Consider the following 26349-nt stretch of genomic DNA (forward strand, 5'->3'; position numbering starts at 1 on the left):
TTGGGCGAATGTTTATTTCGCCCACAAATTGTTCTGCTTACCAACCCGCTTCTTGGTGATCAATCTCGTTATGGATGAGGGTGACACACTGTGAAGCAAACAGCATTTTGGGGCCAAGGCTGATTTTTTCTACCCCGAGACGCTTCATCGAGTTACCGCTCTTTTTCGGCATCGGGATATGGTCGGTCAGAATAAAACACGGGTTCGGGCCAATCTTAATATCGCGAATGGAATCGCCTTTTTTATCCATCATGTACAGCGAATGATGCTCCGCCAGCTCACCGAGTAGGGCTTCAAAGCTGATGGTACGCACGGTTAAGCCCGGTTGAACCACACGCGTTTGTTCTTTGCCCATGCCAACAGAGGCATCCAGCGCTTTCACCAATAGAGCTATCAAGGCCGCTTCATGGAAGCCGCCCACATCGCTGATTTCATTCGCTTCGACGGTGATGGTGCGTGAATAATCGCGCGTGCTTTCCAATACCAGATGAATCACCACATCTTCACGATGCGACTGCGCGGTAAACAGGCTGTTCATCATGCAGTGCGCTAAAATTTCGGTATGGCATTTGCCACCAATTTCGTCCAGTAGGCGTTGGCTATCGGTCGGTGCGGAGCGAGCTCGAAGGATAAAACTGCGCATGGTATTTCTCATTCGTTGTCATTCAAAGTGCGGTATTGTCGCTAAGCGCGCCGAACTTGACCAGTCTTTTATGCTGCCGGACTACGAGAGTCGTGACTCGCCGATTTATTCGATGACGCTCTGCTCAAAATAACGCTTACTGAACTCAATAAACCGCTTTAAGCGCACCGGTTGATATTTGTCTTTATGGTAGATCAGGGAAAACTCAACGCTTGGGATATGCCAATCCAGAAACACTTCGACCAATTCGCCGCGGGCGATCTCTTGGTGGCAGTAGAAAGTGGGTACGCGAATGATGCCGTTATGCGCCAATGCTGCTCGAACTAACACTCGGCCGTTTTTACACTGTAAATCTCCATCAACAGGCACATCGAGAGTTTGCTTCGTCTCTTGGTGTTGGTAGCTCCAACGTTTTACCGAACCGGTTAAGCAGCGATGCTCGGCGAGTTGTTTGGGATGTTGAGGTTGACCACACTGCGTAAAGTACGTGGGGCTAGCGAGCGTGCTCATGCGGATTTCAGTGAGTTTACGCGCCACAAAGCTGGCATCTTCTAATTTGCCCATCCGAAATGCTACGTCAAAGCCTTCTTCAATCAAATCAACACGATGACTACTGAAATCAAGGTGAATACGCACATCGGGGTTTTCCTGCATAAAAGCACTGCAAATATCGGCAATTAACTCTTCCCCAATATGCCCGCCCACACTGTTGATGCGTAGCTCACCGCGCGCTTCTTGCACATCATCTACAGCGGCTAACACGGCTTGTTCAATACTGCTCAGGGCTTGTTCACATTGACGATAGAAGAGTTCTCCGGCATCCGTGAGCGAAAGGCTGCGTGTGGTGCGGATGACAAGAGTGACGCCCATGCTGTTTTCCAACTGGCTCAACTGGCGTGAAACATGTGAGCGAGAAACCTCTAGCTCTTCCGCCGCTTTGGTGAAATTGCCGAGTTTGGCAATCAGTACAAAGGCGCGAATGTCGGCCAGATTGAGTTGGTTAAGTTGCATTGAGAGTCCCTTTTATTTGTCATTATATGGCAACAGTTTGTGAACCTGTCGACTATATATCAACAATCTGCTTTCGCCTAGACTGCACGCATTGCAACGAACTCCTGTGTTCAGGAGAATTTTTCTCAGAATCAATAAGGTAATCCCATGAAATCATTAGTCGTTATTACAGGTGCAAGTTCTGGTATTGGTGAAGCTATCGCACGCCGTTTCAGTGAAGCGGGTCATCCACTGCTGTTGGTGGCACGCCGTGTGGAGCGTTTAGAGGCGCTGAATCTGCCCAATACACTGTGTGAAAAAGTGGATGTGACGGAGGCCGCGACCTTAGTGGCTACGATTGGGAAAGCCGAAGCGCTGTATGGCCCTGCGGATCTGCTGGTGAACAATGCTGGTGTCATGCTGCTTGGGCAGATTGATACTCAAGAAGCGAATGAATGGAAGCGCATGTTTGATGTGAATGTGCTAGGCCTGCTCAATAGTATGCACGCCGTGTTGGCCGATATGAAAGAGCGCAACCACGGTACGATCGTGAACATCAGTTCTATTGCGGGTAAGAAAACCTTCCCGAATCATGCTGCTTACTGTGGAACTAAGTTTGCGGTACATGCGATTTCTGAAAACGTGCGTGAGGAAGTGGCCGCCAGCAATGTGCGCGTGACGACGATTGCTCCAGGAGCGGTAGAAACAGAGCTGCTTTCACACACCACATCAAGCGAAATTAAGGAGGGCTACGATGCTTGGAAAGTGGATATGGGCGGTGTGTTGGCAGCGGATGATGTGGCGCGTGCGGTGCTGTTTGCTTATCAGCAGCCACAAAATGTGTGCATTCGTGAGATTGCGTTGGCACCGACTAAACAGCAGCCATAGTCGCACATGGATGAAATGTTCATCCAACGTTGAACAGTTGAAGAGAGCGATCTGAGAGGGTCGCTTTTTTGCTAATTAATCAACTTGTTGAGCTTGAATTATTAATGAGCCTACAACTTTTGTTGTATTTTTTTTGTGAAAAGAAAGTGTGCTAGCTATGCTTGTTATGAGTGTTCATTCCTATTACAAAATAGTTTTAATTTGATGACATATTTCGTTGGCGAATTTTTGAATCTAAGCAGGGCTGAATATTTTTCAGGGGTACAATAATGAAAATTGCCAACAAAATCGTGTTTTCAATGACTTTACTTTCAGTTATTGCGGTGGTTCTTGCAGGGGTGTGGATCGGTTGGAGTGCGGTAAATCTTTCCAAGCAAGCGATCTATCAACGAGCATCCCATCAACTTTTGTCGGTACGAGAAACCAAAAAAACTGAAATTGAGCGCTATTTAAAACGAGTTGCTGGTCAGTTGATCACACTCGCCAATGTCGTTTCGACAGTTGATGCGATGGAAAAGTTAACCCAGGCCTACCAAGCTTACCCCGTTGATCAAGTTCCTGCTTCTTCGTTTAGTGCTTTGAAGGATTACTACACAGCTCAATTTGGTCAGAATTACCAGAAGTTAAATAACGGCCAAGAAGCAAACCCGTTAACGCGTTTGAGCCTGTTATCCAAACCTGCGGAATCGTTACAAGCACGTTATATCGCCAGCAACCCTAATCCGCTCGGTTCCAAGCATGAATGGGTGAGTGATTCGCTAGGCAGCGAGTATGATGCTCTACATCAAAAGTACCATCCTGGAATTAAGCAGTATCTGGAGCAGTTCGGTTTATACGATGTGTTTATGGTCGATAACGACGGTAATGTGGTGTATACCGTATTCAAAGAGCTTGATTTTGCGACTAATTTACTTAATGGGCCCTACAAAGATAGCGGGCTAGCAAGAGCTTATGTGCAAGCCCAAACATTAGCCAATAATCAGTATTACCTCGATGATTTTGCTCCTTACTATCCTTCTTATGAGGCTGCGGCTTCGTTCATTTCGACCCCTATTTTTAACGGTAGCACCCGAGTCGGGGTACTTATCTTTCAGATGCCAGTGGATGAAATCAATAGCATTATGACGTTCGATTCACGCTGGAAAGAGAACGGGCTGGGCAAAACGGGGCAGAGTTATTTAGTGGGCAGTGATCAACTGATGCGCAGCCAGCCTCGTTTATTATTGGAAGATGAATCGGCCTTCATTGGGTCATTAGCGAGCGACAGAGCGGCAGTCAATCAAATTCGCAGTAAACACTCAGCGATTGGCTTGCTTAAGGTCAGTTCACAAGCGGTGGACAATGCCTTGAAAGGAGAAAATGGGCTAGTGATGGAGAGTCACATTTTGGGCACTGCTTTACTTTCCGCATACACTCCACTTGATGCATTGGGTCTACGCTGGGCGCTGGTTACTGAAATACAGGCGGATGAAGCCTTGACGGATGTTGCGAAGCTTTCCAACGAAGTGATTGTGAAAGTGCTGGTCGCCATCGTCGTCGGTGCGGTTATTGCGACACTTGCGGCGCTGATGGTGGGCAATGGGATTTCTAAACCCATTCGTGATTCGATTAGCCAGATTCAACTGATGAGTCGAGATAATGATTTAACCATGCGGTTGTCCGAACAAGGCAGTGATGAAATCCGTCAGTTGGCGCAAGCGCTCAATAGCATGTTGAACCATCTGCAAGAGACTATTCGTCAGTTTGCGCAAGCGACTGATAAATTGAATTCCCATACCCAAGTTATTGCACACAATATGACGGGAGCGCGTAATTCGGTTTCCGACCAGCACGAACGCACCGAATCTGTGGTCACCGCGGTGAACGAAATGAGCGCGTCGATTACCGAAGTTTCTGAATTTGCGCAGCGAGCAGCAACGTTCGTGCAGGAAGCCAATCAAAAGGGCCACGGCGGTGTCTCGGTGGGCAATGAGCTAGCACGAGATATGACATCAATAAACCAACAAATGGCCTCGGCCGTTGAAGCGATTTCACGGCTAAATCATGAAAGCCAATCTATCGCCTCGGTACTGGATGTGATCCAAGCCATTGCCGAGCAGACCAACTTGTTGGCCTTGAATGCCGCAATTGAGGCCGCTCGTGCTGGAGAGCAAGGGCGAGGTTTTGCGGTAGTAGCGGATGAGGTGCGTAACCTTGCTGCAAAAACGCAAACATCGACCGAAGAGATCCGCAATAAAATTGATCGCTTGCAACAGGAAACACAATCTGTAGTCAGTTGTATCGAAGGGGCGAATAATACCGTGCTTCGCGGTGTCACGACCTGTAACAGCAATACTGACATGCTCAAGCAGATCGTCGATATGCTCAATGACTTGAACGAGATGAACATCCAAATCGCCACTGCAACTGAGCAACAGCGTGGTGTTACCGAAGACATTAACGCCAATATGACTTCAATTTCAGATGTTTCTGCTTCCGTGACGGTTCAAGTTGGCGAGGTGGGCTCTATCGTGAATGATCTGTCTTATGAAGCGACGGAGTTAAGCAAACGGATGGGGCAGTTCCGTTATTAGTCTCTAGAAAGCGTCCCCGATTGTAAAATCGGGGATTGGCTTTTATGGCCACAGCAAATCTTCTTGCCAACGCTCGGCGAGAAAATCAATGAACTGTCTGACTAAAGGTGTCTGGTAACTGCGTGACAGATATACCGCCCAGATTGAACTGCTTGGCAGATAATAGTTCGGTAGCAAGGCTTGCAGTTGTCCAGCTTGCAACAGCGGATTGGCCAAATCACAGGGTAGACGAATGATCCCCTTATGATTTAATGCGGCGCGGCACAAGGTGCCCATATCATTGGCGCGAATATTGCCATTGACCAAAACGCTAAACTGCTCGTTATTTTTTACGAAATCCCATTTATTGCCACTGATATGCACTAAGCAGTTATGGTGTGCCAAATCTTGTGGCAATTCGATAGGCGCATGTTGTACTAAATATTCCTGAGTGGCGCACACCACCATTCCGACTTCAAGCAAGCGGCGCGCGATCAAGTTTTCATCGGGCTGTTGCGTAAAGCGCAGCGCGATATCGACACGTTCATCGACCAATTGTGAAAAACGATCGGAGGCAAGCACATCAAAATGGACTTGCGGATGCAGATCGGTAAAGGCGATTACGGCATCGAGCAGCATGTTTTGTGTTAAACCTATCGGTGCCGAAATGCGAATGCTGCCGCGTAATGCCCCTGATTGCTCCAGTGCGCGCATTTCCAGCTCCATGGTCTGATGGAGAATTTGCTCACAGCGTTGTAGCGCTTCCTCACCGGCTGCAGTCAGGCTGACTCGGCGTGTCGTACGATGCAACAAGCGCTGCTTAAGCCAATCCTCAATCTCTTGAACATGGCGCGATACCTGTAAACGGCTGAGGTTTAGGTTATCTGCCGCTTGGGTAAAACTGGCGGTATTAGCGACTTCAATAAAGCTGCGCATGGCCGTTAGGCGATCCATAAGTGCTCTCATTTGCAAACTAACTAGATACAATGTACATCATTTTTGCGCATTTATCGCTCTCGATGCGACAAACTATACTTATCCTCGTTGAACACACTCATCTAAATAGATTCAAGAGGAAGGTAAAAAATGAAAGTCGCAATTCTAGGTGCATCTGGTTGGATTGGTAGTCATTTAGCTGCTGAAGCGAAAATGCGCGGACATGAAGTGGTTGCGATCGTTCGTGACCCTGCCAAAGTCACCCTCAAAGGCGTAGCGATACAGCAACTGGATATCCTAAACCCAGAGAGCTCACTCAAATCTGTGCTAGAAGGCGTGGATGCTGTGATTGCCTCTATCGGCGGTCGTGCCGCAGGCAACCATGAAATGGTCGCGAAGACCGCGCAGCGTCTACTCAATGAGCTGCCACAAGCTGGTGTTGCTCGTTTGTTATGGGTTGGTGGTGCTGGTTCTTTGGAAGTGGCTTCGGGTGTGAAATTAGTCACCGTTCCGGGTTTCCCAGAAGAGTACAAAGGTGAAGCTCTAGCACAAGGCGAAGCGTTGGAAGTTTTCCGCGCAAGCAACAGCGATGTGAACTGGACTTTCGTCAGCCCAGCGGCCGAAATTTTCCCAGGCGACAAACAAGGCCAATACCGTGTGGGTGGCGATCAACTGCTGACCGACAGCGAAGGCAACAGCCGTATTTCGGTTGCTGACTATGCGGTAGCGCTGATTGATGAATTGGAATACGCCGATCATCCTCGCCAGCGCATTGGTGTAGCGTATTAATCCAAACAAGCGGTTTAATCAAAGGATGGCTCAGAAAGGTGCGCGGCATCTTTCTGAGTTTTGATATCCACTTCTTATTGGACGTTACTGCGGTGTTAGCGAGATTCGCTTCTTCACTTTGCGAGAACAGAACGGTTAGGTTTCGAGTAGCGAAACGGCCAGAATTGGAACAGCAAGATAGCGCCCAAGATCCCCGCCAAACTCAATAGTGTACGATTATCCACAGCACCATCTTGCACTAAAACAGACAGTAACACCCCCACGGTAGGTACCAGATAGTTACTCAAAGAGGCGTAAGCAGGGCCTTTGCTCATAATCAGTTGCATAAAGAGAATGTAAACCACACCGCCGCAGAAGACCCCCAGATAAAGGCTAGCCAGACCGGATTGGATTGAAATGTGGCTATACGTGAGCTCACTGCTCAGTAATGCTACGGGCAGTAATTGTAGTGCCGACAGCACAATCACATCACGAGCGACCACAATGGGATTTAGTTGATCGAGTTTTTTAACCAAAATCATGCTCAGGGCGAAACTGAGCGCAGCAATAAAAATGGCCGTAGCACCATAAAAACTGCTCACGCCTTGCACCTGTAACTGGGGATAGAACAGATACAGTAAGCTTGTAAAGCCTAACATGCCGCAAATCAGTGATTTGGCATCCAAACAAGCGTTTTTCAAAAACAGCGGAGCAAGCAAAATGGTGAGCAGTGGATTCATACCCGTAATGACGGCCGCATGGCTTGATGGGGTTGTTTGTTGCCCCCATGCCACCAAGAGAAACGGCAAGGTAGCTTCCAATGTCGCGATTAAAAACAGCAACGGCCAGTGTCCATGTTCGCGCTTCAATTTCAACCAATAACACGCCACAATCAGGATCAGCGCACCGAAGGCTGAGCGTAGAGCGGCAATCCAAATCGCAGGGATTGATTCCAATGCAATACGATTGAACTCGTATTGTGATCCCCACAAAATCCCGCACATAACCAACATAACTAAATATTTCATAACGAGTCCTTATTCCTACCCATTTGCCGCTAAGCTTCAACGGCAAATGGTGCAGATGTAAATCAAGGCGCGGATGCGCCTTGGTTGTAACATCCCGCCACGGCTAAATTTGCAGGACAATTTTTCCTTGCACGTGTTCGGTTTCAGACAATGCATGCGCTTGTGCCACTTGCTCAAAAGGCATTTCTTGAATGTTCGGCAGTCGGATCTCACCGTTATCAATCAGTGTGGCAATGTGTGATAACTGCTCGCCACTTGGCATCACCAGTACGCGCTCGTGGGCAAAAGTGTAGTGAGCCGGGATCTGGTGTGTTTTTAGCGTTGAAATGTATTTGCCTGATGGCTTCACTGTGTCGTAGATACCACGCGCATCGTTATCCACCACATCAAACACATAATCAAACTGACCAAGTGTTTGCAGATAATTGGGTAATCGGTAATCCACCACTTCTTCAGCACCGAGTGATTTAAGGTAGTTATGATTATTGGCAGAGGCGATGGCGGTTACCTTCGCACCTAAGTGAACCGAAAACTGTACTGCGAAGCTCCCTACACCGCCACTGGCTCCGTGAATGAGAATTGATTGTCCTGGTTTTATCTCAGCTAACTGGGTTATGGCTTGCCACGCCGTTAATGAAGTAAGGGGCACCGCAGCAGCCTGAGCAAAGGTGAGAGTGCGTGGTTTTTTCGCCACTAAAGACGCATCAACACGGATGTATTGTGCATAAGCGCCATCTTTGGTTAAGTCACCAAAAGCAAACACTTCGTCTCCAATTTGAAACTGCGAAACTTGTTTCCCAATTTGAACCACTACTCCAGAAAGATCCCAACCTAGGATCAGCGGTAGTTGATGCAAGTTCTCACTCGCTAACCAGCCTTCACGCACTTTCCAGTCAACAGGATTGATCCCGCTGTATTTCACCGCGATCAGCACATCATGTACGCCGATTTTGGGAATCGCCACTTGCTCTGTAAGTAGGGTTTGTTGCCCTCCGTATTGATGTATACGGATCGCTTTCATGGTTGTCACATCCATTTTTGTTGCTCCTCACTGTCATACTTAAGTCATTGGGTGTGAAACAAGAGTAAGGAGATGAGGCGATTATTTCTTCGCAAAAAGTAGGTAGGTATTAGTCACTTTGTTCATTCGTCGTAAGGCAAAAACCGCCTTAGGATGAAAGCACATTCACAGAGGATACGACTATGAACAAACAACTTACTCGTCAAATTGAATTCTTCCATGATGCGGTCTGTGGCTGGTGTTATGTGCTCAGCCCACGTCTGCGTAAGCTCGCCAAACAGCAAAATATCCAGATTGTGCAGCGCTGTTTTGTGTTGCAGCGCAGTGATGAAGAGATGATTGAGCGCTTCGGCTCATTAGCGCAGGCCAAAAGTGAAATTCTCAACCACTGGATCGCTTGTCAGCAGGCCGCGGATGACAAGACGTTATTCAATATTGAAGGAATGCGCGCTCAACCTTTCCACTATCCGAGCGGTTATTTAGCCGCTGTTGGTGCAAAAGCCGCAGAGCGATTAGCAGGCAATGAGGCGCATTGGGACTTCTTTGACGAGATCCAACGCTTGCACCTACTGGTGAACGACAACATTGGCGATTTGGAAACGATCGTCAAAGCCGCCGTCAATATTGGTTTAGATGAAGTGGCGTTTCGCCAGATGTTTCATGCGCAAGAAACGCTTGATGCCGTGGAACAGGATCTCGCATTGGCACGCCAATACCACATTCGCAGCATCCCAACCCTTGTTATCAATGGTGAACAAGTGATCTCAAAAGCGCTGACTAACGAAGAGTTAGCACAGATTTTCCTCAACTGATCGAACAATTAAGCATTCAAGGAAACGAACATGACAAAAGTATTGGTTCTGTATTATTCGAGCTACGGCCACATCGAAACCATGGCAGACTACATTGCCCAAGGTGCGCGTAGCGTAGAAGGGGTGAGCGTGGACATTCGCCGTGTGCCTGAGTTGGTACCGCAGGAAATTGCGACAAAATCGGGCATCAAGCTGGATCAAGTTGCGCCGTTGGCGAAAGTTGAGGAACTCGCCGATTATGACGCGATCATCTTTGGCACGCCAACCCGTTTTGGCAACATGGCTGCTCAGATGCGTAATTTTCTCGATCAAACCGGTGGTTTATGGGCTGCAGGGAAACTGGTTGGTAAAGTGGGCAGTGTATTTACCTCGACAGGTACTGGCGGTGGTAATGAAACGACGATCCAATCATTCCACACCACTTTATTTCATCATGGCATGGTGGTCGTTGGTTTGCCTTATGGCATTCCGGAAACCATGGATGTCAGCGAAGTGAAAGGCGGTTCTCCGCTGGGGGCGGCGTGTATTGCCGGGCCTGATGGCAGCCGAGCGCCTTCTGAGAAAGAGCAAGCCACCGCTATATATCAAGGGCGTCACGTTGCGTCAATTGCTGCCAAACTTGCGCGATAAATGTCACAGGCGGTGCAGAAGCACCGCGCTTTTACAGAGTGTAATCAAATATCTTTCTTGCCACTTTCGGTTCGGTATACTCTTTTTCCATTTACTGCCATTGACGGCATTAATAAAGCGCGTAGCGATGAGGTTAGTGGGTTACGCACGCGCTGAAAATGGGATGAGAAGGATACGAGAATGTCAGCAAGGATCTCTCTGGAAATGTGGCGTGCGTTTATCGCTGTCGCGGAACATGGCAGCACAGTCAAAGCTGCTGAGCAGTTGCACAAAAGCCAGTCAGCCATTTCTCACAGCATCAACAAAATGGCAACCATGCTGGGTCAAGAGCTGTTTATCATAGAAGGTCGCCAGTCGGTGCTCACTGAGCTTGGTAAACAGCTTCTGCCTAAAGCACAAGAACTGCACCACAATGCATTGCAAATCGAAAAGCTGGCGATGAAATTTCAAGGCGAACTTGCGCAGGAAATCAGCATTGCTGTGGATGTATTATTGCCTGCCCGTTTTGTGTTGGAAGTGATCGACCGCTTTCATTTGGTTTATCCGCATATCTCACTGCGTGTTTATGAAACCGCATTGTCCGGTGCTTCACAACTACTTAATGATGGCAGTGTTTCTCTTGCTATCGCTAGCTCGTTGCCTAAAGGCATCATTCTTGAATCCTTGTTTGAAGTGGACATGCTGTGTGTTTGCGCCAGTGATTTCGAGTTGGCGCAACGAAAAAACATCATGCAGGCAGAGCTGAAAACGTTTCGTCATATTGTGATTCGGGATTCTGGCAATCAGGATGTGGATAGCGGTTGGATCGGTTCCCACTTACGTTTAACCGTGACTCATCCTAGTACCGCACTCAGTAGCATTATTGATGGTATCGGGTTTGGTTGGCTACCGAAGCACCTAGTTCAGCCATACTTAAATGATGGACGTTTGGTGTTGGTGGATCTCGAACATGGGCAAAAGCGCAGCGTAAAATTTCAATTGGGCATGAGAGCAGATTCATTGCAAAACAGCGAGTTGATGACCTTATTTGAATTTTTTAACGCCTTGTGCACCATGCCAACGGTGTTGAATGAAGAGTGACAATTGAGCGATGAAATAAGCTAGGTTCATCGAATAAAACCAAGATCTTTTTCTTCGCAGCAGCTTGGTTTGCTTATCCACCTTGTGGCACACTGCATGCTCATTAAACCGACAAGGAGAAGTCGAATGTCTAGTGCCGTATCTCGCGTGCCTGCGGCGTCCAGTGCCGATGCTCTGGCGCATTTTGAAGCGTTGTTGCAGTTTGAAACCGATTGTTGGGACGTGCACCACGCGATCACCAATGAAAGACAAGATTTTGTGTTACTCGATGTTCGCGGTGAAGCCCTGTATGCCGAAGGACATGTGCCATACGCCATCAGCTTGCCGCACTCACGCTTGAACGAAAAAAACCTTAGCCGATTACCCTATGGACACACTGTTTGTGGTCTATTGCGCGGGGCCTCACTGCAATGGCACTGAAAAAGCGGCGATTCGCTTAGCCAAATTAGGTCGCCCAGTGAAGAAAATGATCGGCGGTGTGACCGGTTGGTTGGACGAAGGTTTTACGTTGGTTACTGAGTAACGTGTTTCGACACTCCACCATTTGGATGCCATGTAAGATAAGCGGTCGCCTTTGTAAGCGGCCGCTGGTCGTTTTTATTGGTGAGTGAGTCTAAATTTCTGATAAGCCCGTTCGGGCGAAACGTTTCTATTGCGAAAAATTGCTGAACTGATACCGTCAGTGTCATTCGATACATCGCAGTACAAGGGAACGAAATGGAGTATTTAGGCGCGAGTGCGTGGATTGCCATGCTATTGGTTTTCATGGGTTCCTTTGTGCAGACCGCGATCGGCTTTGGGCTCGCGGTCGTTGCATCGCCGCTGCTGTTTCTTATTTCGCCGGATTATGTGCCATCACCAATCTGCTTAGTCGCGTTGTTTATTTCGGTGCTCAATGCGATGAAACATCGCGAGAGTATTTCGATTGGCGGCTTAAAAATGGCCTTAATCGGGCGCATTCCGGGATCGATTGTGGGTGGTTTGCTGCTGATGTGGATTTCCACGCAGGCGTTGGCGCTGTGGCTTGGCTTGTTGGTGCTGTTTGCGGTGGCGGTAAGTTTGCTGCCACTGCGCATTGAGCCGAACCCAACTCGAATGGGGATTGCGGGATTTTTCTCGGGCGTATTTGGTACCAGCAGTGGCATCGGCGGTCCTCCTATGGCGCTCCTGCTGCAGCATCAAGAAGCTAATCAATTGCGCGGTAATTTGTCAGCCTTCTTCGTGTTTAGCTCGATCATCTCTTTGATGGTGCAGTGGCCGACGGGTTTTTTAACGTGGCACCATGTGCTACTGACTCTGCCGCTGCTCCCCGCCGCATGGCTGGGCTATGTGTTAGCTCGTAAAACCACTCACTCATTGCCGAAAGAAAAAATTCGCTTTGCGGCGCTGGCGCTCTGTTTGGTGAGTGGTGCGACTGCGGTGTGGCATGGATTTTTCTGATCATTCATTTTCTGTTCATGGTCGCCGAATTAGCGTTAGGCGCATGAAACACCTTCAACAACGTGAGGTAAGGTAATGTTAAGAACACTAGGCAACATTATTTGGTTTTTATGCGGTGGCATAGTGATGGGATTGGCTTGGTGGCTATTTGGCGTGCTGGCGTTTATCAGCATCATTGGTATTCCGTGGGGACGTGCTTGCTTCGTAATGGGGAATTTCTCATTTTGGCCGTTTGGTTATGAAGCCATTTCCCGTGATGAATTGACTGATCAAACCGACATAGGTACCAGTGGCTTTGGCGTTTTGGGCAATATTATTTGGTTTATTTTGGCCGGTTTTTGGTTGGCGGTGGGGCATATTTTGTCTGCGGTGGCCTGTTTTATCACCATCATCGGCATTCCGTTTGCCCTGCAGCATTTAAAATTGGCGGTAATCTCATTGGCGCCGATTGGTAAAACCGTGGTGCCAATTGAAGAGGCCGCGCGAGCGCGTTATCGCGCTCGTTAATACGCTTTAATGCCGAATTCACGCAATTTGGCGGGTAAAATGTCATCCAGTTGCGTGATCTCATGAGATTGGATCTCAATCAGTGCTAACCCGTGTGCTTGATAAAGTGCGCGGGTTTTTTGTTGCTCACTCGGGGCAATGTCACCTTCATCTGTTCCCCAAAATTGCAAATAGACCTTGCCGCTTGGCAGATAAAAATCACTGGTCACTTCTTCTTCAATCGGCAGTGGGCGCTGATAAGCGTGTACCACGCCAGCCAGATACAGCCAGTTATCAATCAGCAGTTCACCCGTTGAACGCACATAATGCCCATCCAAAGTACGGTGTTTGGCAGCAAACTTCTGGCGAAAGCTGGAATAAGATTTATCGGTCGCGTGAGCCTGTGCTTCTTGGCCGAGAAATTCCACCACGGATTGGCGTAAGTGGCGGTTACGCAGGATGGCTTCATGCCAGACCACAAACCCATTACCTGAGCTTTTCTCTTCACGCTGCTGCGCTCCGGCACGTAGGCCGCTCTCGGTGGCGTGCCACCCCGACTCGCTGCGCGCTATCCAGCCTAATTCACTGAATAACTGATTCATTTTCTTCGGGTTTAATTTGAAGTATTCCCCGACTTGCGTGGCGGTGAGTGTCTGGCCTGAAGTGGCGTGTAAGTCGATCAGCAAGTTTTCCGGCCAGACAATAAAACGCCCATACTTAGGGTGCTGGGCATATTCTCCCCCAAATTTGGTGCCGAGATCGGTCAATATCCACTGCTCATCGTGGCGATGGATGTAACCTGCGGTTTTCAAATCCTGAAACAGCTGTTTGGCATCTTGCTGGCGCTTTTTTGCCAAGGCGGAGGTGGAAAGTTTGTTGACCATGCGAACTTCCTTTGTGTTACTGACTTAAGTGCTGACAAATGGCATCAGCCAGTTGGTGACTGGCTAAGTTACGTTCAATGATATGAGTGGGTAGTTTGCCTGCCGCTGCAACCTGTAACCAATCTTGCACCATAGCTTCAAAGCCTTTACTGGCGAGCATCGGTGTCCAATCTTTTAAGGCCACTCGACTTTCTTGGTTATCTCGCCACCTTTTTCCTTGAGTAAAGGAATCAAACTGATAAGCCACATTGTCATAGCTCGCGGTCACCTGTTCGGTAGTGATACCAAACTGACGGTTCATCGAAGCGTGCAGTAAGGTATCGCCCGCTTGCCATTGAACATCAAGGCGTGCAAGTTGCCCGCCGCTGATGTGATGGGTCAAATGAATATCGTCTAAGTTGCGTTGACGCGAAAGGTTGACGCTATCTAGAGGATGAATGAAATCATCAAACACAAACGTGCGAATATCGCCGGGCAGGGCATGGCGATGTTTTTCCCAACGTAGTGAACGCAGTGCACCGCATTCCTGTTGGTGCAGCTCGGGCAGATGTTGGTTATAAAGCGGGATATGGCGACGGTTAAATCCGACATAAAGTGGCTGGCGATGCTTTTCGGCAAGCTCATACAAGGTTTCACATTCTTGTGCGCTCGCCGCGAGCGGTTTATCGACAAAGGTTGGAATGCCTTGAGCGAGGAAAAAGGCCGCCAAGGTGCTGTGTACCTCTGTTGCGGCGTGGATCATCACCGCCTCGACACCATGCTTCAACACATCACGATAGTCAGTGCATGCGGCACTGACTCGATAGCGTGCAGCCAATGCTTGCAGAGTGTGCGAGTTGCGAGTACATAAAATCAGTTCAACATCGGGTAGTTGGGCTAATACGGGCAGGTAGGCTTTTTGGGCGATATCCCCTAGACCAATCATAGCGATTTTCATGCTTCACTCATCTGTCATCCGAAATAGGTCTCAGGCTAACACGATACGCAAACAAGATGAAAAATGGATGTGGAAGTTGAGCGGAGATCACGCGAAATCGGCGTGCACCTAAACGTTAAAACGGGCTGTCTTTGTTGAGTGCATTACAAATTTGAATGATTGCCAGAGAGAGCCCAGATTTGATCACTTGTTGTTGGCGCTGCAACTGCAGGTGGTAAAAGCTGAGGTCAATATCGTCATCGGGCTCCACCACGTTTAAGTGCAACATGCCCATTTTTTTGACCAGATTGAGTGCTTTGATTGGCGCAAGAATTTGCGGGTCAGTGAATTGGTACTCGGTGGCATCATGGTTGAGCTGATTACGCAGTTTGATCAGGTGTTCAATATCGTGGAATACCTCATCTGGGATCACGCCCAAACCAAACAAAAGTTTTAGGCGAACGGTAAGATCACCCAGCGGCCCTGTATCGTGCAAGAGTGGTTCGACTACGGATTTCACCGCGAAATTGTCTTTACGGAAAATACGTTGCATCAGTGCATCAATGGCTTCGGTTAGCACATCAACCGTTGTAATGAAGAATCCTCGTACCGTGTGGGTCTGATTCAAGCGCTCCAGAATGTCGGATTCGTTAATTTTTTCTGCCATAAACTGATCTGTTGTTGAGTTAAGTCGAGAGCGAGTGACAGCTCTCGACATTTTAAGACTACCGATAACCGCATTTTTTCAAACGGTTATCCTGATACTTCAATCCATTTGTTGATAGAGAGCTTCAATTTGTTGCGCTTCAATACTGTCTGCTGCCAACCCTGTATAGCGGGCAAGTGTAGAGCGAATGCCTTCTTTTTCAATACTTTGTTGTAATTCGACGGCTTGGGGATCACTGCTATTGCGATATTTCAGCGCTGCGGCAATCCCTTTCAATAACATGCTGTTTGGTAAGCCGTACTCAATTGTACCGAGTAAAGGTTTGATTAATCTATCATTTGTGCCAAGTTTTCTCAGCGGTTGGCGCCCAACGCGATCCACTTCATCCACCAGATAAGGATTGGCAAAGCGGCTTAGGATTTTCTCGATGTAGGCGCTGTGCAGGGCGCGATCAAAACCATAGCGGCGGATCAGCACTTCACCGCTCTCCTGCATCGCTTGTTTCACCTGTGCATGAATGCTCGGATCTTCAATCGCTTCACGGATGGTGCGGTGACCTTTTAAACAGCCCAGATAAGCCGTCACACAGTGACCTGTGTTGAGGGTAAACAGTTTGCGCTCGACAAACGCCATCAGATTGTTCGTTTTTTCCATCCCCTCAATTTGTGGGATCTCGCCTTTAAACTGCTGCTCATCAACAATCCATTCGCTGAAGCTTTCTACGGTCACTTCCAGCGGGTCGTCGTTAGCCGCTTGCAACGGTGGCACAATGCGATCGACTGCGGAATCCACAAAGCCCACTAATGCATCGGCTTGTTGTTGTTCTTCGGTAGTGAGGAATTGATACACCTGCTGCTTAAGGTGAGTCGTGCCGCGCACCATATTTTCACAGGCGATGATATTGAGCGGTTGCGTATTACCCGCAGCAAAGCGAGCGCTCAAACCCTTGGCGATGGTTTTGGCAATAATATCGAGTACCGTTGGCCCCACTGCTGTGGTGACTAAATCGGTTTTGATAATCCGCTCGATCAAAGCCTCACTGGCACTGTTGACAGCGGTGACGTGGCTAACGGTTTCCATTTTGCATTCGCTACCGACCACTTTGACTTTGTATGCTTGTTGATGACTTAGTTGATCCACGAGAGGCTCGTTGACATCGGCGAAGGTGACGGCAATGTCCGCATCCGCCAGAAGTTTGCCAATAAAACCGCGGCCAATGTTGCCTGCACCAAAATGAACTGCATTCTTTTTCATCTTTACCTACCTCAATGTTGAATATTTCTCTCACTGCCTGAGGTGAGGTCAGCCACATAGGGGGCGTCGCTGACCTCGTTTTGCCTCAGGAGCAAAAACGTTATGCCGCTTGGCTGGTGGCCAAAATGCTCAATACATCACTCACATCCTTGGTGGAGGTGAGTTTATCGATAGCATTTGGGTCATCGAGGGCATTGGTAATGGTGGTAATGACTTGAATATGTTCATCATTCTTGGCCGCGATACCAATCACGAGTTTGGCGACATCGCCGCTGTCTTCACTAAAGGCTACGCCTTGTGGGTATTGGCAAATCACAATGCCGGTTTTAATCACGCGATCTTTGGCATCCACAGTACCGTGCGGTACGGCAATAGATTCACCGAGGTAGGTCGAAACCAGCTTTTCACGCTCGAACATGGCATCGACGTACTCTGGGTGGGCGTAACCCAGTTCAACTAATTTGTTACCAGCGAAGCGAATCGCCTCTTCTTTATTTTTGGCGTTCAGGCCAAGGTGAATGTTCTCTTTTTGCAGTTGGAATACGCTTGGCTGCTGTACTTCATAGCTGTCATCGTTAGCAGCCAGAATCGAAGGCTTGATCAGCTGACTATCGTTGGCCGCTTGGCGCTTTGCGGCGATAAGCTGAGTCACGAGCTGGCTGTATAGCGCACTGTCTAGGAAGTTATTGAGTGAAATATGCTCGGCATTTGGCGCATGTTTGCGTGCACGGTCTGTCAAATCTTGATGGGTAATCACGATATCCACATCCGCGGGCAGTGAGTTAATCGCCATATTGGTCACTTTGACAGGCAAGCCGACTTCCTGCACTTTTTTGCGCAACATGCTCGCACCCATGGCACTGGAACCCATACCCGCATCACAAGCGACGATGATGCTTTGTACATTCGCCATGTCGATTTTTTTGCTTTGAGTAGCTGCTGGTGCCGCTTGACCTTTTGAACCCGCTTTCATCTCTTGCATTTTCGAGGTGGCTTTCACCAACGCGTCTTTATCGCCATCTTGTTCTGTCGAGGTTTGTGCTTTCATCAGTAGCGCTGCGACGGCGAAAGAAACCGCTGCTGCTGCAAAGATAGAGCACAGCACGCCTAAGATTGAGCCCTTATTGGTCATCAGCAGAACCGCGAAAATCGAGCCGGGAGAGGCTGGAGATACCAGACCTGCATTAAATACGGTGAGCGTAAACACACCGGTCATACCGCCCGCAATCGCCGCCAAAATCAGGCGTGGATTCATCAGGATGTAAGGGAAATAGATTTCGTGGATACCACCAAAGAAGTGGATGATGGTCGCGCCGCCCGCGGTTTGGCGAGCCGTACCCTTACCAAACACCATGTAGGCAAGCAAAATACCAAGGCCAGGACCTGGGTTGGCTTCAATCAAGAAGAAAATAGATTGGCCTGTTTCATTGGCTTGTTGGATCCCCAGTGGTGAGAAAATACCGTGGTTGATCGCGTTGTTGAGGAACAGGATTTTGGCTGGCTCAACAAAGATGGACGTCAGAGGGAGCAGGTGAGCGGTTACGAGGAAGTTAACCCCAGCCGCTAATGCGCCTGACAACACTTTCACAAATGGGCCGATCAGGAAGAAGGCGATGATGGCACAGAGCATCCCAATGATGCCGGCTGAGAAGTTGTTCACCAACATTTCAAAGCCACTACGTACTTTGCCATCCACTTTGTTATCGAAAGTTTTGATCGCCCAACCGCCCATTGGGCCGACGATCATTGCGCCCATGAACATGGGAATATCAGTACCGACAATCACGCCCATCGTGGTGATGGCGCCCACCACCGCACCGCGCTCGCCGCCGACCAGTTTACCGCCGGTATAACCGATCAAAAGCGGCAGTAAATACGTAATCATAGGGCCAACCAAAGAGGCTAACGTCTCATTGGGTACCCAACCTGTTGGAATGAAAAGCGCAGTAATAAAACCCCACGCAATAAAAGCGCCGATATTCGGCATGACCATGTTTGATAAGAAACGGCCAAAATTTTGTATCTTGACCTTGGCGTCTGATGATATCATCGCGTCCCCCGTTGGATGTTCCGTTTGAATTTAATCGTAGTAACGGTTTGGCAAAAAACCGTTGATTGCTTAGTACACAATCACTCTACCACACAAATTTCGAATGGAATCACCAACGGGTTTTTTGTGATCTTTGTGGCGAATATGTTGAGTAAATGCCGATTTTTTAGTGATCGCTTTCAACTTTTTGTCATGTAAATTTAATACAAATTCTGCTTATTTATTTTGTCAATCTATTTTTAATGCTCAATATCTCAATTTTGTTATTTTAAATAAAAATAAAATAGCGACTTTGCTCACAATTGTGAGTTACCAATAGACGGAAAATAAGTCCGATGGTGATTCTTGTCACATTTGATGCCTATTCTTTGCGTGCTCATCCTATACCTTATTTTAATTATTGTTCGTTTTGTAATTTAGCTACGAAATATACCCTTTAACTTTTAGCCTTGCAGCGTTAAGCCGCTAGGTAATAGCACTGCGTTGTTGTCAAAAAGGAGAGGTTGGCCTCTCCTTCGCATTATGGATTATCCCCTTCCTACTTGAAGCTGCAGGGGTGTTGGCTACGTTCGTTCACCCCAATCACATAGTTTCTCTATGCTCATGGGGACTCACTCACTTGCCGCCTACCTGCAACTCCAAGTTGTTTGGGTATATCTTGTTTTTTGAGTGTTACAAGCTGGTTTGATGCTCTGCAATCAGCAGCGACATCTGCTCATCGGCCCGCTCTTGCGCGCTCACAAAATCTTCCCCAGCCGCAAACGGAGTCACCACCTCGTAGTAGCACTTGAGCTTAGGTTCAGTACCCGATGGACGCACAATCACGCGAGCGCCACCGTCCAGATGGTAAATGAGCACATCACTGGTTGGCAGGGTAATCGCTTCGGTTTTACCATCGGCAAAGGTGCGGCGTGCCAGTTTAAAATCTTCCACGATGAGCACTTTACGCCCTGCAATGTCCTTTGGTGGCGTGGCTCGCAATTTATCGCCCACCGGTGGCGAGTTCGGAGCCAGCGCAATGCTGCGCTGCGCATTCACGTGCAGACCATGCTGGCGATACAGGGCTTCAAGCTGATCCCATACCGTTTTGCCTTGTGCATTAAGCTCTGCCGCCAGTTGAGCAAATGCGACTAGAGCAGAAAGGCCATCCTTATCCCACACTGTGCTACCAATGGTGTATCCCAAGGCTTCTTCATAAGCGAACAGGAATTGGTGCTGCTCGGTTTGCTCTTGCATCGCCACGTTGGTCAACCATTTAAAACCAGTGAGGGTTTGGTAATAACGCGCGCCATGAGCTGCGGCGATTTTACTGAGCAAGCTGGAAGAGACGATAGTGTTGCCGACCAGTTGACGATGAGCATCGGTTTGCGAGAGCAGATAGTGACCAAACAGTGAGCCGACTTGATCGCCGGTCAGCATTTGATATTCGCCATCGGCTTTACGCGCGGCAACCGCAAAGCGATCTGCATCTGGGTCATTAGCACAAGCAAGCTGAGCGCCGACTTTTTTGGCCAGTGCCATCACCATATCCATCGCGCCCGCTTCTTCAGGGTTCGGGAAGTTGACCGTTGGGAATGTGCCATCCGGCTCGCGCTGTTCCTTCACGCTGCTGACGTGAGTAAAACCGACATCGGCGAGTAAGGTTTCTGCCATATTGGCACCCACGCCATGCATCGCGGTGTAAGCCAAGCTTAGCGCTTGCGGCTTAGTGTGATGTTGCAACAGTGGGCTTGCACCAATCGTTTTACGGTAAGTTTGGTAATACTCATCACGCAGCCAATGCAGCAGGCCTTGTTGCTCTGCCTGTTCAAGGGCTAGGTAAGGGATCGCTTGCTGCGCCGCTTGGTCAATACAAGCCGCAATACCTGCATCATGCGGCGGAATAATTTGCGCGCCGTTTTCCCAATACACTTTAAATCCGTTGTATTCCGGCGGGTTGTGGCTTGCGGTTACTACAACCGCGGCGGCCGCATTGAAATGGCGTACGCCGAAAGCCACGATAGGGGTCGCCGCGACTTGATACGTCAAATACGTTTTGATGCCGAGTGAAGTCAGCACGCTTGCGGTATCATGAGCGAACTGCTGTGAATCTGGGCGGCCATCGTAACCAATCACAACGCCGCGTTTTTTGGCATCGGGTAATTGAGCAATCAAGTACTGCCCCAGACCCGCCGCCGTTTCTTGGATCACTAAACGGTTCATTCGGTTCGGGCCACAGCCGACTTTGCCACGCAAACCCGCAGTACCAAATTCAAGGCGTGATTGAAAGCGCTCGGCAATCTGCGCGTCTTGCTGAGTATCGATCAACTGTTGCAGTTCTTGACGAGTTTTAGGATCCGGATCTCTGGCCAACCAGTGTGTGACTTGTGAATTCATGGGGTCACCTTTGTCTATTGAGGTTTTGATAATTCAGTCTATACCCTTCCTACTTGAAGCTGCAGCGGTGTTGGCTACGTTCGTTCACCCCAATCACATAGTTTCTCTATGCTCATGGGGATTCACTCTCTTGCCGCCTACCTGCAGCTCCAAGTAGTTTGAGTCTAATTGATATTTATTCTCAAAAATATCGAAGCAATCGCTAAACTGGCGTTGCTTCGATACCGTCTTTCATCGTTCAACGGCTTAAATGGCGTAAGCTGCGCTTCTCTACTTGTTTAAACAGCATAGACAGGGATAAGCAAAGCATCAGATAGGCTGCGCCGACAATCAGCCAAATCTCAAAAATTAGTCCAGATGAGTTGGCGATTTCGCTGCCGACAAAGGTCAGTTCTTGAATCGAAATCAGCGAGATGATCGACGTGTCTTTGATGAGGGATATCGTCTGTCCTGCCAGCGCTGGGGTAATGGCGGTCAGCACTTGTGGGGCAATCACATAGCGGTATTTGACCCACGTTGGCAAGCCAAGCGAATCCGCAGCTTCCCATTGTCCTTGCGGGATGTTGGCAAGTCCCGCCCGCACGATTTCGGCAATGTAAGCAGAAGAGAGCAGCCCAATACACAACACACCGGATAACAAGTTTTCCCACAAGCGGGCAGGACCAAACAGCCAAGTGATCAGCGGGTGAACTTCCGCTGTGTGGTCGCGCAGTAGCTCATCCAACCCCAGCAGCGGAATAAGTTGATTGGAGATGAAAAAATAGAAGATGAAGACAAACACCAGTGGTGGAATATTGCGTACTAGCTGCACAAATGCGTTAGCGGGTAAACGCACAAACCACGCCTTTTGGCTGCGCGCGATGCCGATCAATGACCCTAACACTAAAGCCAGTACCATGCCCCACAAGCTTAAACGTAACGTTGCGCCTAAGCCTTGTAAGAAGTAGGGTAAGCTGCCATCGGCACGCGGCGTGAAAATTAGCGTCCACGCTTCACGCCAATGCCACTGATAGTGAATGCCTACTTCCGAACGGTAATAGAGCCAGCCGATTAGGCTGGCGATTGCGAGCAGTAATCCGCCATCCAGCAAAGTAAAACGATAGCCCGAGGAGGATTTTGCGCCATAGTTATTCATTTACTGACCTGAGGCGATCTGATCCTGCCAATCTAAAGTGGAGAACCAGTATTCGTAACGCGCTTGTAACCAGCCATCGGCCGTGCGATCTGCAATCCATTGATCAAAATAGGCTTTCTTGTCTTCTTCCCCTAAACGCACTGCAAACGCTTCATTGCCTTTACTTAAACGTTCACTGAAAGGAAGGAACAGCGAATCACTGTGTTTGATGCTTTCATGCTCGGGTTTTGGGCTTGAAGCAATCACCGCATGCGCGTTGCCGTTGATCACTTCTTGGAAAGCTTGGGCATCGTCATCAAATTGCAGCACGCTGGCTTTCGGGAAGGTTTCACGCGCCACTTGCACGGTGAAAGCGCCACGGCGAGCCGCGATTTTTACGTTGCGCTTGTTAAAGTCTTCGAGCTTAGCGAAGCCTTCAGCGAGCTTTTTGCTTGCGGCCAGTTGCACACCAGAGTGAGAGTAGGGTGCCGTAAACAGCACACTTTTGGAACGCTCAGGCGTGACTGACATTCCGCCGATGATTACATCAAATTTTTTGGCCAGTAGCGCCGGAATAATGCCATCCCATGCGGTCGGCACAAATTCCACTTGCCAACCTGAATCGGCGGCTAAGCGTTTAGCGACATCAATCTCAAAGCCAATCAGTTCACCCTGCTTATCGCGCATTGCCCAAGGCACAAAGGTCGACATACCCACGCGCAGCGTGCCGCGCTCTTTAATCGCATCAAGATTGGGTGTGTCGTTCGCCACTGCTGGCAAAGTGAAAGCCAGCCCCAACAAGCCCGTAAGTAAGGTTTTGACGCTGAATCGACCTAAACGTTGTCCGAATAATTGCATAAGAGTTCCTTCTTTATTTCATCGTTACTGTGAGCGCCACTGCGCGCCCAATTTATGTTCTAGCCAAGCTGATAATGCTGACAGAGTCAGGGTTAACAACAGATAGATCGCCGCGACGCTGAACCAGATCTCAAACGGCATCGCGGTTTCCGAGACGATATTGCGCCCCTGAGTGGTGAGATCAAAAATCGCCATCACACTGACAATAGACGAGTTTTTAATCAGCGACACCATTTCATTGGTCAGTGGCGGTAATGTACGTTGCAGAAGTTGCGGCAGGATCACATCGTAAAAGGTAAAAAAAACGCGATAAGCCGAGTGAGTGTGCCGCTTCATATTGGCCTTGCGGAATGCTGTTTAACCCGCCGCGAAACACCTCTGCGGTATACGCACCTTGAAACAGAGCGAGGGCAAGCACCGCGGTGGCAAAACGGTCGAGCCCTATCACTGGGCCAAACACAAAGTAGAGGAGGTATATTTGTACCAAAAGCGGCGTGTTACGCACCACCGCGATGTATCCGGTGCCTAAAGCGCGCCCGACCAGGGAGTGTGACTGACGCAGCAAAGCGGTGGTTAAACCCAGAGCCAAGGTGAAAATCAAACTGATCCCAGTCAGCTGTAAGGTGACCAACAGGCCGTGCAGCAAATCACCTGCCCACCACTGCCCATCTTCAAAAATCAGCACATACTCAGGCACGCGGTGCCACTGCCATGTATAGCCCATGGCTTGTGCGCCAGAATCAAGCAACCAGACCAATCCGGCAAATACCAAGATCATTTGCAGGGTGGCAAACAGCAGTGGGCGAAGAAAGCGTTTTATCATCAATGGCTCAAGATCTGATTGAGAAATTGTTGGGTACGCGGATGCGTTGGGTTTTGGAACAACTGTTCAGGTGAACCCACTTCGAGAATTTCCCCTTCATCCATAAACATCACGCGGTGCGCGACTTTACGCGCAAAGCCCATTTCATGGGTGACGCACATCATGGTAATACCATCTTGCGCGAGGTCGACCATCACTTCGAGCACCTCGTTAATGGTTTCAGGATCGAGGGCAGACGTGGGTTCATCAAACAACAAAATCTCCGGCTGCATACAGAGAGAGCGAGCAATCGCGGCTCGTTGCTGCTGGCCGCCAGAGAGTTGAATCGGGTACTTATGTGCCTGATCGGTGATTTTCACGCGCTGTAGAAAATGATAAGCCCGCTCTTGGGCTTCTTGCGCCGAGAGCTTGAGAGTGCGAATGGGGGCGAGAGTGAGGTTCTCCAATACCGTTAAGTGTGGAAACAGGTTGAAATGCTGAAACACCATGCCGATCTTGCCACTGCGTCGGGTTCGCTCATCAAGATCGGGCAACACTCGAATTTCCCCATCATCGATATTTTCTAGGCCATTCACGGTGCGGATCAGGGTTGATTTACCGGAGCCTGAAGGCCCGCAAATCACCACAATTTCCCCTTTATTCACGGTCAGAGAAATGGATTTGAGTGCTTGAAATTGACCGTACCATTTGCTGACTTGGTGAAATTCTATCACTTTCATATTGTTATCTTTGTTGTTCTTCTTGGCATACCTTAGCAACATAAAACTCACATTGCATTAATTGATTCATCCCCATCGGCAGCATTTTTTGTTTGTATCAATACAGATATGGTTTGCGATCTTGGGGGAAATGGGTGTAATTAATTTTTTACGGATTGCTTTGTTTGTAAAGAAAGGTGGAATCTTGCCTTTGTTTAAAAATAGTGCTTGCGATATTTTGCGAGTGCCGATAAGTTACCCGAAGAAACGACAGGTGCAGTGATTACCAAGGCTAGAGCCGTTGACTTGGCTAGGTAAACTAAAAAGTAAAGGAAGAAGTAAAGATGTTGCAAACCGATGATGTAAAAATTAAGAAGATCAAAGAACTACTGCCACCGGTCGCAGTGTTAGAAAAATTTCCAGCGACAGAAACCTCGGCATCGACCACGTTTCAAGCGCGTGAAGCGATTCATAATATGCTGCAAGATAAAGATGATCGCCTGTTGGTGGTGATTGGCCCTTGTTCTATTCATGATCCGAAAGCGGCCATCGAATATGGTCAACGTTTAAAAGTGTTGCGTGATGAGCTCAGTGGTCAGCTAGAAATCGTGATGCGTGTGTACTTTGAAAAACCACGTACCACAGTGGGTTGGAAAGGGCTAATCAATGATCCGTACCTCAATGACACCTATGAAATTAACGATGGTCTGCGTATGGGGCGCAAACTGCTGCTTGATTTGACCGATATCGGCATGCCGACCGCCAGTGAGTTTCTCGATATGATCACGCCGCAGTATGTGGCGGATTTGATCAGTTGGGGCGCGATCGGAGCACGCACCACGGAATCACAAGTGCATCGTGAATTGGCATCTGGGCTGTCTTGCCCTGTGGGTTTCAAAAACGGTACCGATGGCAACATTAAAATCGCCTCTGATGCGATTCGCTCAGCAGGTGCTTCTCACCACTTTTTGTCGGTGACCAAGTTTGGTCATTCGGCGATTGTCGAAACCGCAGGTAACCCTGATTGCCACATTATTTTGCGTGGCGGTAAAGAGCCAAACTACAGCGCGGCGCACGTAAGCAATATCAAGCAAGAGCTGGAAGTGGCTGGCTTACCTCAGAAAGTGATGATTGATTTCAGCCACGCGAACAGCTCTAAGCAGTTCAAACGTCAAATGGTCGTGGCGGAAGATGTTGCGGCGCAGATTGCTCAAGGCGAGCATGCGATCTTCGGGGTGATGATTGAATCGCATCTCGTTGAGGGACGTCAGGATCTGACCCCAGGCTGTAACCTGACTTATGGTCAATCCATCACGGATGCGTGTATTGGCTGGAAAGACACCGAAACAGTACTTCGTCAACTGGCTGCCGCGATTGAAGCGCGTCGTCAGCGATAAGTGAACGACAATTAAAAATGGGCTTCCAAATCGGAAGC

At 48.8% G+C, this 26349-nt stretch carries 23 protein-coding genes and 2 pseudogenes; 10 read left to right on the forward strand and 15 right to left on the reverse strand.

The features are described from left to right. Positions 1-37 precede the first annotated feature (37 nt). Positions 38-643 carry a tRNA (pseudouridine(54)-N(1))-methyltransferase TrmY gene (trmY, locus tag CEQ48_RS03180; protein ID WP_001256106.1) on the reverse strand — a complete coding sequence of 202 codons (606 nt, stop codon included), beginning with the start codon at positions 641-643 and terminating at the stop codon, positions 38-40. A gap of 105 nt (positions 644-748) precedes the next feature. Continuing rightward, positions 749-1654 (reverse strand): LysR family transcriptional regulator, encoded by a 906-nt coding sequence (locus tag CEQ48_RS03190; protein ID WP_089070200.1) that lies wholly within the window; start codon positions 1652-1654, stop codon positions 749-751. Positions 1655-1801: 147 nt separating this feature from the next. On the opposite strand from CEQ48_RS03190, the gene CEQ48_RS03195 reads away from it, so the two are divergent. Next, positions 1802-2521, forward strand: coding sequence for an SDR family oxidoreductase (locus CEQ48_RS03195; RefSeq protein WP_089070201.1), 720 nt, complete (start codon positions 1802-1804; stop codon positions 2519-2521). Between the two features lie 269 nt (positions 2522-2790). Then, on the forward strand, positions 2791-5094 hold the full coding sequence (locus tag CEQ48_RS03200) for a methyl-accepting chemotaxis protein (RefSeq protein WP_089070202.1): 2304 nt from the start codon (positions 2791-2793) through the stop codon (positions 5092-5094). Between the two features lie 42 nt (positions 5095-5136). Here the strand turns inward: CEQ48_RS03200 and CEQ48_RS03205 are convergent, their stop codons facing one another. After that, on the reverse strand, positions 5137-6027 hold the full coding sequence (locus CEQ48_RS03205) for a LysR family transcriptional regulator (RefSeq protein WP_181713408.1): 891 nt from the start codon (positions 6025-6027) through the stop codon (positions 5137-5139). Positions 6028-6159: 132 nt separating this feature from the next. On the opposite strand from CEQ48_RS03205, the gene CEQ48_RS03210 reads away from it, so the two are divergent. After that, positions 6160-6798 carry an NAD(P)-dependent oxidoreductase gene (locus CEQ48_RS03210; protein WP_089070204.1) on the forward strand — a complete coding sequence of 213 codons (639 nt, stop codon included), beginning with the start codon at positions 6160-6162 and terminating at the stop codon, positions 6796-6798. Between the two features lie 113 nt (positions 6799-6911). Here CEQ48_RS03210 and CEQ48_RS03215 read toward each other — a convergent pair whose 3' ends face one another. Together CEQ48_RS03215 and CEQ48_RS03220 are read right to left on the reverse strand one after the other, a co-directional pair. Further along, positions 6912-7805, reverse strand: a complete 894-nt coding sequence (locus CEQ48_RS03215; protein ID WP_089070205.1) for a DMT family transporter — start codon at positions 7803-7805, stop codon at positions 6912-6914. Between the two features lie 103 nt (positions 7806-7908). After that, on the reverse strand, positions 7909-8841 hold the full coding sequence (locus tag CEQ48_RS03220; RefSeq protein WP_089070206.1) for an NADP-dependent oxidoreductase: 933 nt from the start codon (positions 8839-8841) through the stop codon (positions 7909-7911). 167 nt (positions 8842-9008) lie between these two features. On the opposite strand from CEQ48_RS03220, the gene CEQ48_RS03225 reads away from it, so the two are divergent. From CEQ48_RS03225 to CEQ48_RS03250, 6 genes and pseudogenes are all read left to right on the forward strand, one after another. Beyond that, positions 9009-9638 carry a DsbA family oxidoreductase gene (locus CEQ48_RS03225; protein WP_089070207.1) on the forward strand — a complete coding sequence of 210 codons (630 nt, stop codon included), beginning with the start codon at positions 9009-9011 and terminating at the stop codon, positions 9636-9638. A 30-nt stretch (positions 9639-9668) separates the two neighbouring features. Beyond that, entirely contained in the window at positions 9669-10268 is a 600-nt protein-coding gene (gene wrbA / locus CEQ48_RS03230) for an NAD(P)H:quinone oxidoreductase (RefSeq protein ID WP_089070208.1), read from the forward strand. A gap of 180 nt (positions 10269-10448) precedes the next feature. Continuing rightward, positions 10449-11348, forward strand: coding sequence for a LysR family transcriptional regulator (locus CEQ48_RS03235; RefSeq protein WP_089070209.1), 900 nt, complete (start codon positions 10449-10451; stop codon positions 11346-11348). 126 nt (positions 11349-11474) lie between these two features. Further along, positions 11475-11871: pseudogene (locus CEQ48_RS03240) on the forward strand (rhodanese-like domain-containing protein). Between the two features lie 194 nt (positions 11872-12065). Continuing rightward, positions 12066-12788, forward strand: a complete 723-nt coding sequence (locus CEQ48_RS03245; RefSeq protein ID WP_089070210.1) for a sulfite exporter TauE/SafE family protein — start codon at positions 12066-12068, stop codon at positions 12786-12788. A gap of 75 nt (positions 12789-12863) precedes the next feature. Then, positions 12864-13295: a YccF domain-containing protein gene (locus CEQ48_RS03250; protein WP_089070211.1), complete on the forward strand. Its 432-nt coding sequence runs from the start codon at positions 12864-12866 to the stop codon at positions 13293-13295. Here the strand turns inward: CEQ48_RS03250 and CEQ48_RS03255 are convergent. The 10 genes and pseudogenes from CEQ48_RS03255 to CEQ48_RS03305 form a co-directional block, all read right to left on the reverse strand. Beyond that, positions 13292-14158 (reverse strand): glycerol kinase, encoded by an 867-nt coding sequence (locus tag CEQ48_RS03255; RefSeq protein WP_089070212.1) that lies wholly within the window; start codon positions 14156-14158, stop codon positions 13292-13294. The genes CEQ48_RS03250 and CEQ48_RS03255 overlap by 4 nt on opposite strands. Positions 14159-14174: 16 nt before the next feature. Then, complete coding sequence (locus tag CEQ48_RS03260) at positions 14175-15095, reverse strand: Gfo/Idh/MocA family protein (RefSeq protein ID WP_089070213.1); 921 nt, start codon at positions 15093-15095, stop codon at positions 14175-14177. Positions 15096-15210: 115 nt separating this feature from the next. Next, positions 15211-15741, reverse strand: a complete 531-nt coding sequence (locus CEQ48_RS03265) for an MltR family transcriptional regulator (RefSeq protein WP_000818298.1) — start codon at positions 15739-15741, stop codon at positions 15211-15213. Positions 15742-15840: 99 nt separating this feature from the next. Further along, a complete protein-coding gene (locus CEQ48_RS03270; protein ID WP_089070214.1) occupies positions 15841-16995 on the reverse strand; it encodes a mannitol-1-phosphate 5-dehydrogenase in 1155 nt (384 codons plus the stop codon). A gap of 100 nt (positions 16996-17095) precedes the next feature. Continuing rightward, positions 17096-19045 carry a PTS mannitol transporter subunit IICBA gene (locus CEQ48_RS03275; RefSeq protein WP_089070215.1) on the reverse strand — a complete coding sequence of 650 codons (1950 nt, stop codon included), beginning with the start codon at positions 19043-19045 and terminating at the stop codon, positions 17096-17098. Positions 19046-19717: 672 nt separating this feature from the next. Continuing rightward, on the reverse strand, positions 19718-21421 hold the full coding sequence (locus CEQ48_RS03285) for a phospho-sugar mutase (RefSeq protein ID WP_089070216.1): 1704 nt from the start codon (positions 21419-21421) through the stop codon (positions 19718-19720). Positions 21422-21659: 238 nt separating this feature from the next. Beyond that, positions 21660-22556 (reverse strand): amino acid ABC transporter permease, encoded by an 897-nt coding sequence (locus tag CEQ48_RS03290; protein WP_089070217.1) that lies wholly within the window; start codon positions 22554-22556, stop codon positions 21660-21662. Next, entirely contained in the window at positions 22557-23393 is an 837-nt protein-coding gene (locus tag CEQ48_RS03295; protein ID WP_001175792.1) for a transporter substrate-binding domain-containing protein, read from the reverse strand. A gap of 24 nt (positions 23394-23417) precedes the next feature. Then, positions 23418-24216 (reverse strand): annotated as a pseudogene (locus CEQ48_RS03300) (amino acid ABC transporter permease). After that, the gene (locus tag CEQ48_RS03305) at positions 24216-24929 is read right to left on the reverse strand and encodes an amino acid ABC transporter ATP-binding protein (RefSeq protein ID WP_198301136.1); all 714 of its coding nucleotides are present in this window, start codon (positions 24927-24929) and stop codon (positions 24216-24218) included. The pseudogene CEQ48_RS03300 and the gene CEQ48_RS03305 overlap by 1 nt, the downstream one beginning before the upstream one ends. Positions 24930-25258: 329 nt before the next feature. On the opposite strand from CEQ48_RS03305, the gene aroG reads away from it, so the two are divergent. After that, positions 25259-26311 carry a 3-deoxy-7-phosphoheptulonate synthase AroG gene (gene aroG, locus CEQ48_RS03310; RefSeq protein WP_089070219.1) on the forward strand — a complete coding sequence of 351 codons (1053 nt, stop codon included), beginning with the start codon at positions 25259-25261 and terminating at the stop codon, positions 26309-26311. The last annotated feature ends 38 nt before the right edge of the window (positions 26312-26349 follow it).

The sequence above is a fragment of the Vibrio tarriae genome (assembly GCF_002216685.1).
Lineage (GTDB): Bacteria > Pseudomonadota > Gammaproteobacteria > Enterobacterales > Vibrionaceae > Vibrio > Vibrio tarriae.

What these genes read in the sequence shown, in the direction of transcription:
- CEQ48_RS03205 (WP_181713408.1), bottom strand. Translation starts at nt 6,027, where the DNA reads ATGGATCGCCTAACGGCCATGCGCAGCTTTATTGAAGTCGCTAATACC.
- CEQ48_RS03245 (WP_089070210.1), top strand. Translation starts at nt 12,066, where the DNA reads ATGGAGTATTTAGGCGCGAGTGCGTGGATTGCCATGCTATTGGTTTTC.
- CEQ48_RS03265 (WP_000818298.1), bottom strand. Translation starts at nt 15,741, where the DNA reads ATGGCAGAAAAAATTAACGAATCCGACATTCTGGAGCGCTTGAATCAG.
- CEQ48_RS03250 (WP_089070211.1), top strand. Translation starts at nt 12,864, where the DNA reads ATGTTAAGAACACTAGGCAACATTATTTGGTTTTTATGCGGTGGCATA.
- trmY (WP_001256106.1), bottom strand. Translation starts at nt 643, where the DNA reads ATGCGCAGTTTTATCCTTCGAGCTCGCTCCGCACCGACCGATAGCCAA.
- CEQ48_RS03255 (WP_089070212.1), bottom strand. Translation starts at nt 14,158, where the DNA reads ATGGTCAACAAACTTTCCACCTCCGCCTTGGCAAAAAAGCGCCAGCAA.
- aroG (WP_089070219.1), top strand. Translation starts at nt 25,259, where the DNA reads ATGTTGCAAACCGATGATGTAAAAATTAAGAAGATCAAAGAACTACTG.
- CEQ48_RS03290 (WP_089070217.1), bottom strand. Translation starts at nt 22,556, where the DNA reads ATGAATAACTATGGCGCAAAATCCTCCTCGGGCTATCGTTTTACTTTG.
- CEQ48_RS03235 (WP_089070209.1), top strand. Translation starts at nt 10,449, where the DNA reads ATGTCAGCAAGGATCTCTCTGGAAATGTGGCGTGCGTTTATCGCTGTC.
- CEQ48_RS03275 (WP_089070215.1), bottom strand. Translation starts at nt 19,045, where the DNA reads ATGATATCATCAGACGCCAAGGTCAAGATACAAAATTTTGGCCGTTTC.
- CEQ48_RS03200 (WP_089070202.1), top strand. Translation starts at nt 2,791, where the DNA reads ATGAAAATTGCCAACAAAATCGTGTTTTCAATGACTTTACTTTCAGTT.
- CEQ48_RS03195 (WP_089070201.1), top strand. Translation starts at nt 1,802, where the DNA reads ATGAAATCATTAGTCGTTATTACAGGTGCAAGTTCTGGTATTGGTGAA.
- CEQ48_RS03260 (WP_089070213.1), bottom strand. Translation starts at nt 15,095, where the DNA reads ATGAAAATCGCTATGATTGGTCTAGGGGATATCGCCCAAAAAGCCTAC.
- CEQ48_RS03210 (WP_089070204.1), top strand. Translation starts at nt 6,160, where the DNA reads ATGAAAGTCGCAATTCTAGGTGCATCTGGTTGGATTGGTAGTCATTTA.
- CEQ48_RS03220 (WP_089070206.1), bottom strand. Translation starts at nt 8,841, where the DNA reads ATGGATGTGACAACCATGAAAGCGATCCGTATACATCAATACGGAGGG.
- CEQ48_RS03225 (WP_089070207.1), top strand. Translation starts at nt 9,009, where the DNA reads ATGAACAAACAACTTACTCGTCAAATTGAATTCTTCCATGATGCGGTC.
- CEQ48_RS03270 (WP_089070214.1), bottom strand. Translation starts at nt 16,995, where the DNA reads ATGAAAAAGAATGCAGTTCATTTTGGTGCAGGCAACATTGGCCGCGGT.
- CEQ48_RS03295 (WP_001175792.1), bottom strand. Translation starts at nt 23,393, where the DNA reads ATGCAATTATTCGGACAACGTTTAGGTCGATTCAGCGTCAAAACCTTA.
- CEQ48_RS03285 (WP_089070216.1), bottom strand. Translation starts at nt 21,421, where the DNA reads ATGAATTCACAAGTCACACACTGGTTGGCCAGAGATCCGGATCCTAAA.
- wrbA (WP_089070208.1), top strand. Translation starts at nt 9,669, where the DNA reads ATGACAAAAGTATTGGTTCTGTATTATTCGAGCTACGGCCACATCGAA.
- CEQ48_RS03190 (WP_089070200.1), bottom strand. Translation starts at nt 1,654, where the DNA reads ATGCAACTTAACCAACTCAATCTGGCCGACATTCGCGCCTTTGTACTG.
- CEQ48_RS03215 (WP_089070205.1), bottom strand. Translation starts at nt 7,805, where the DNA reads ATGAAATATTTAGTTATGTTGGTTATGTGCGGGATTTTGTGGGGATCA.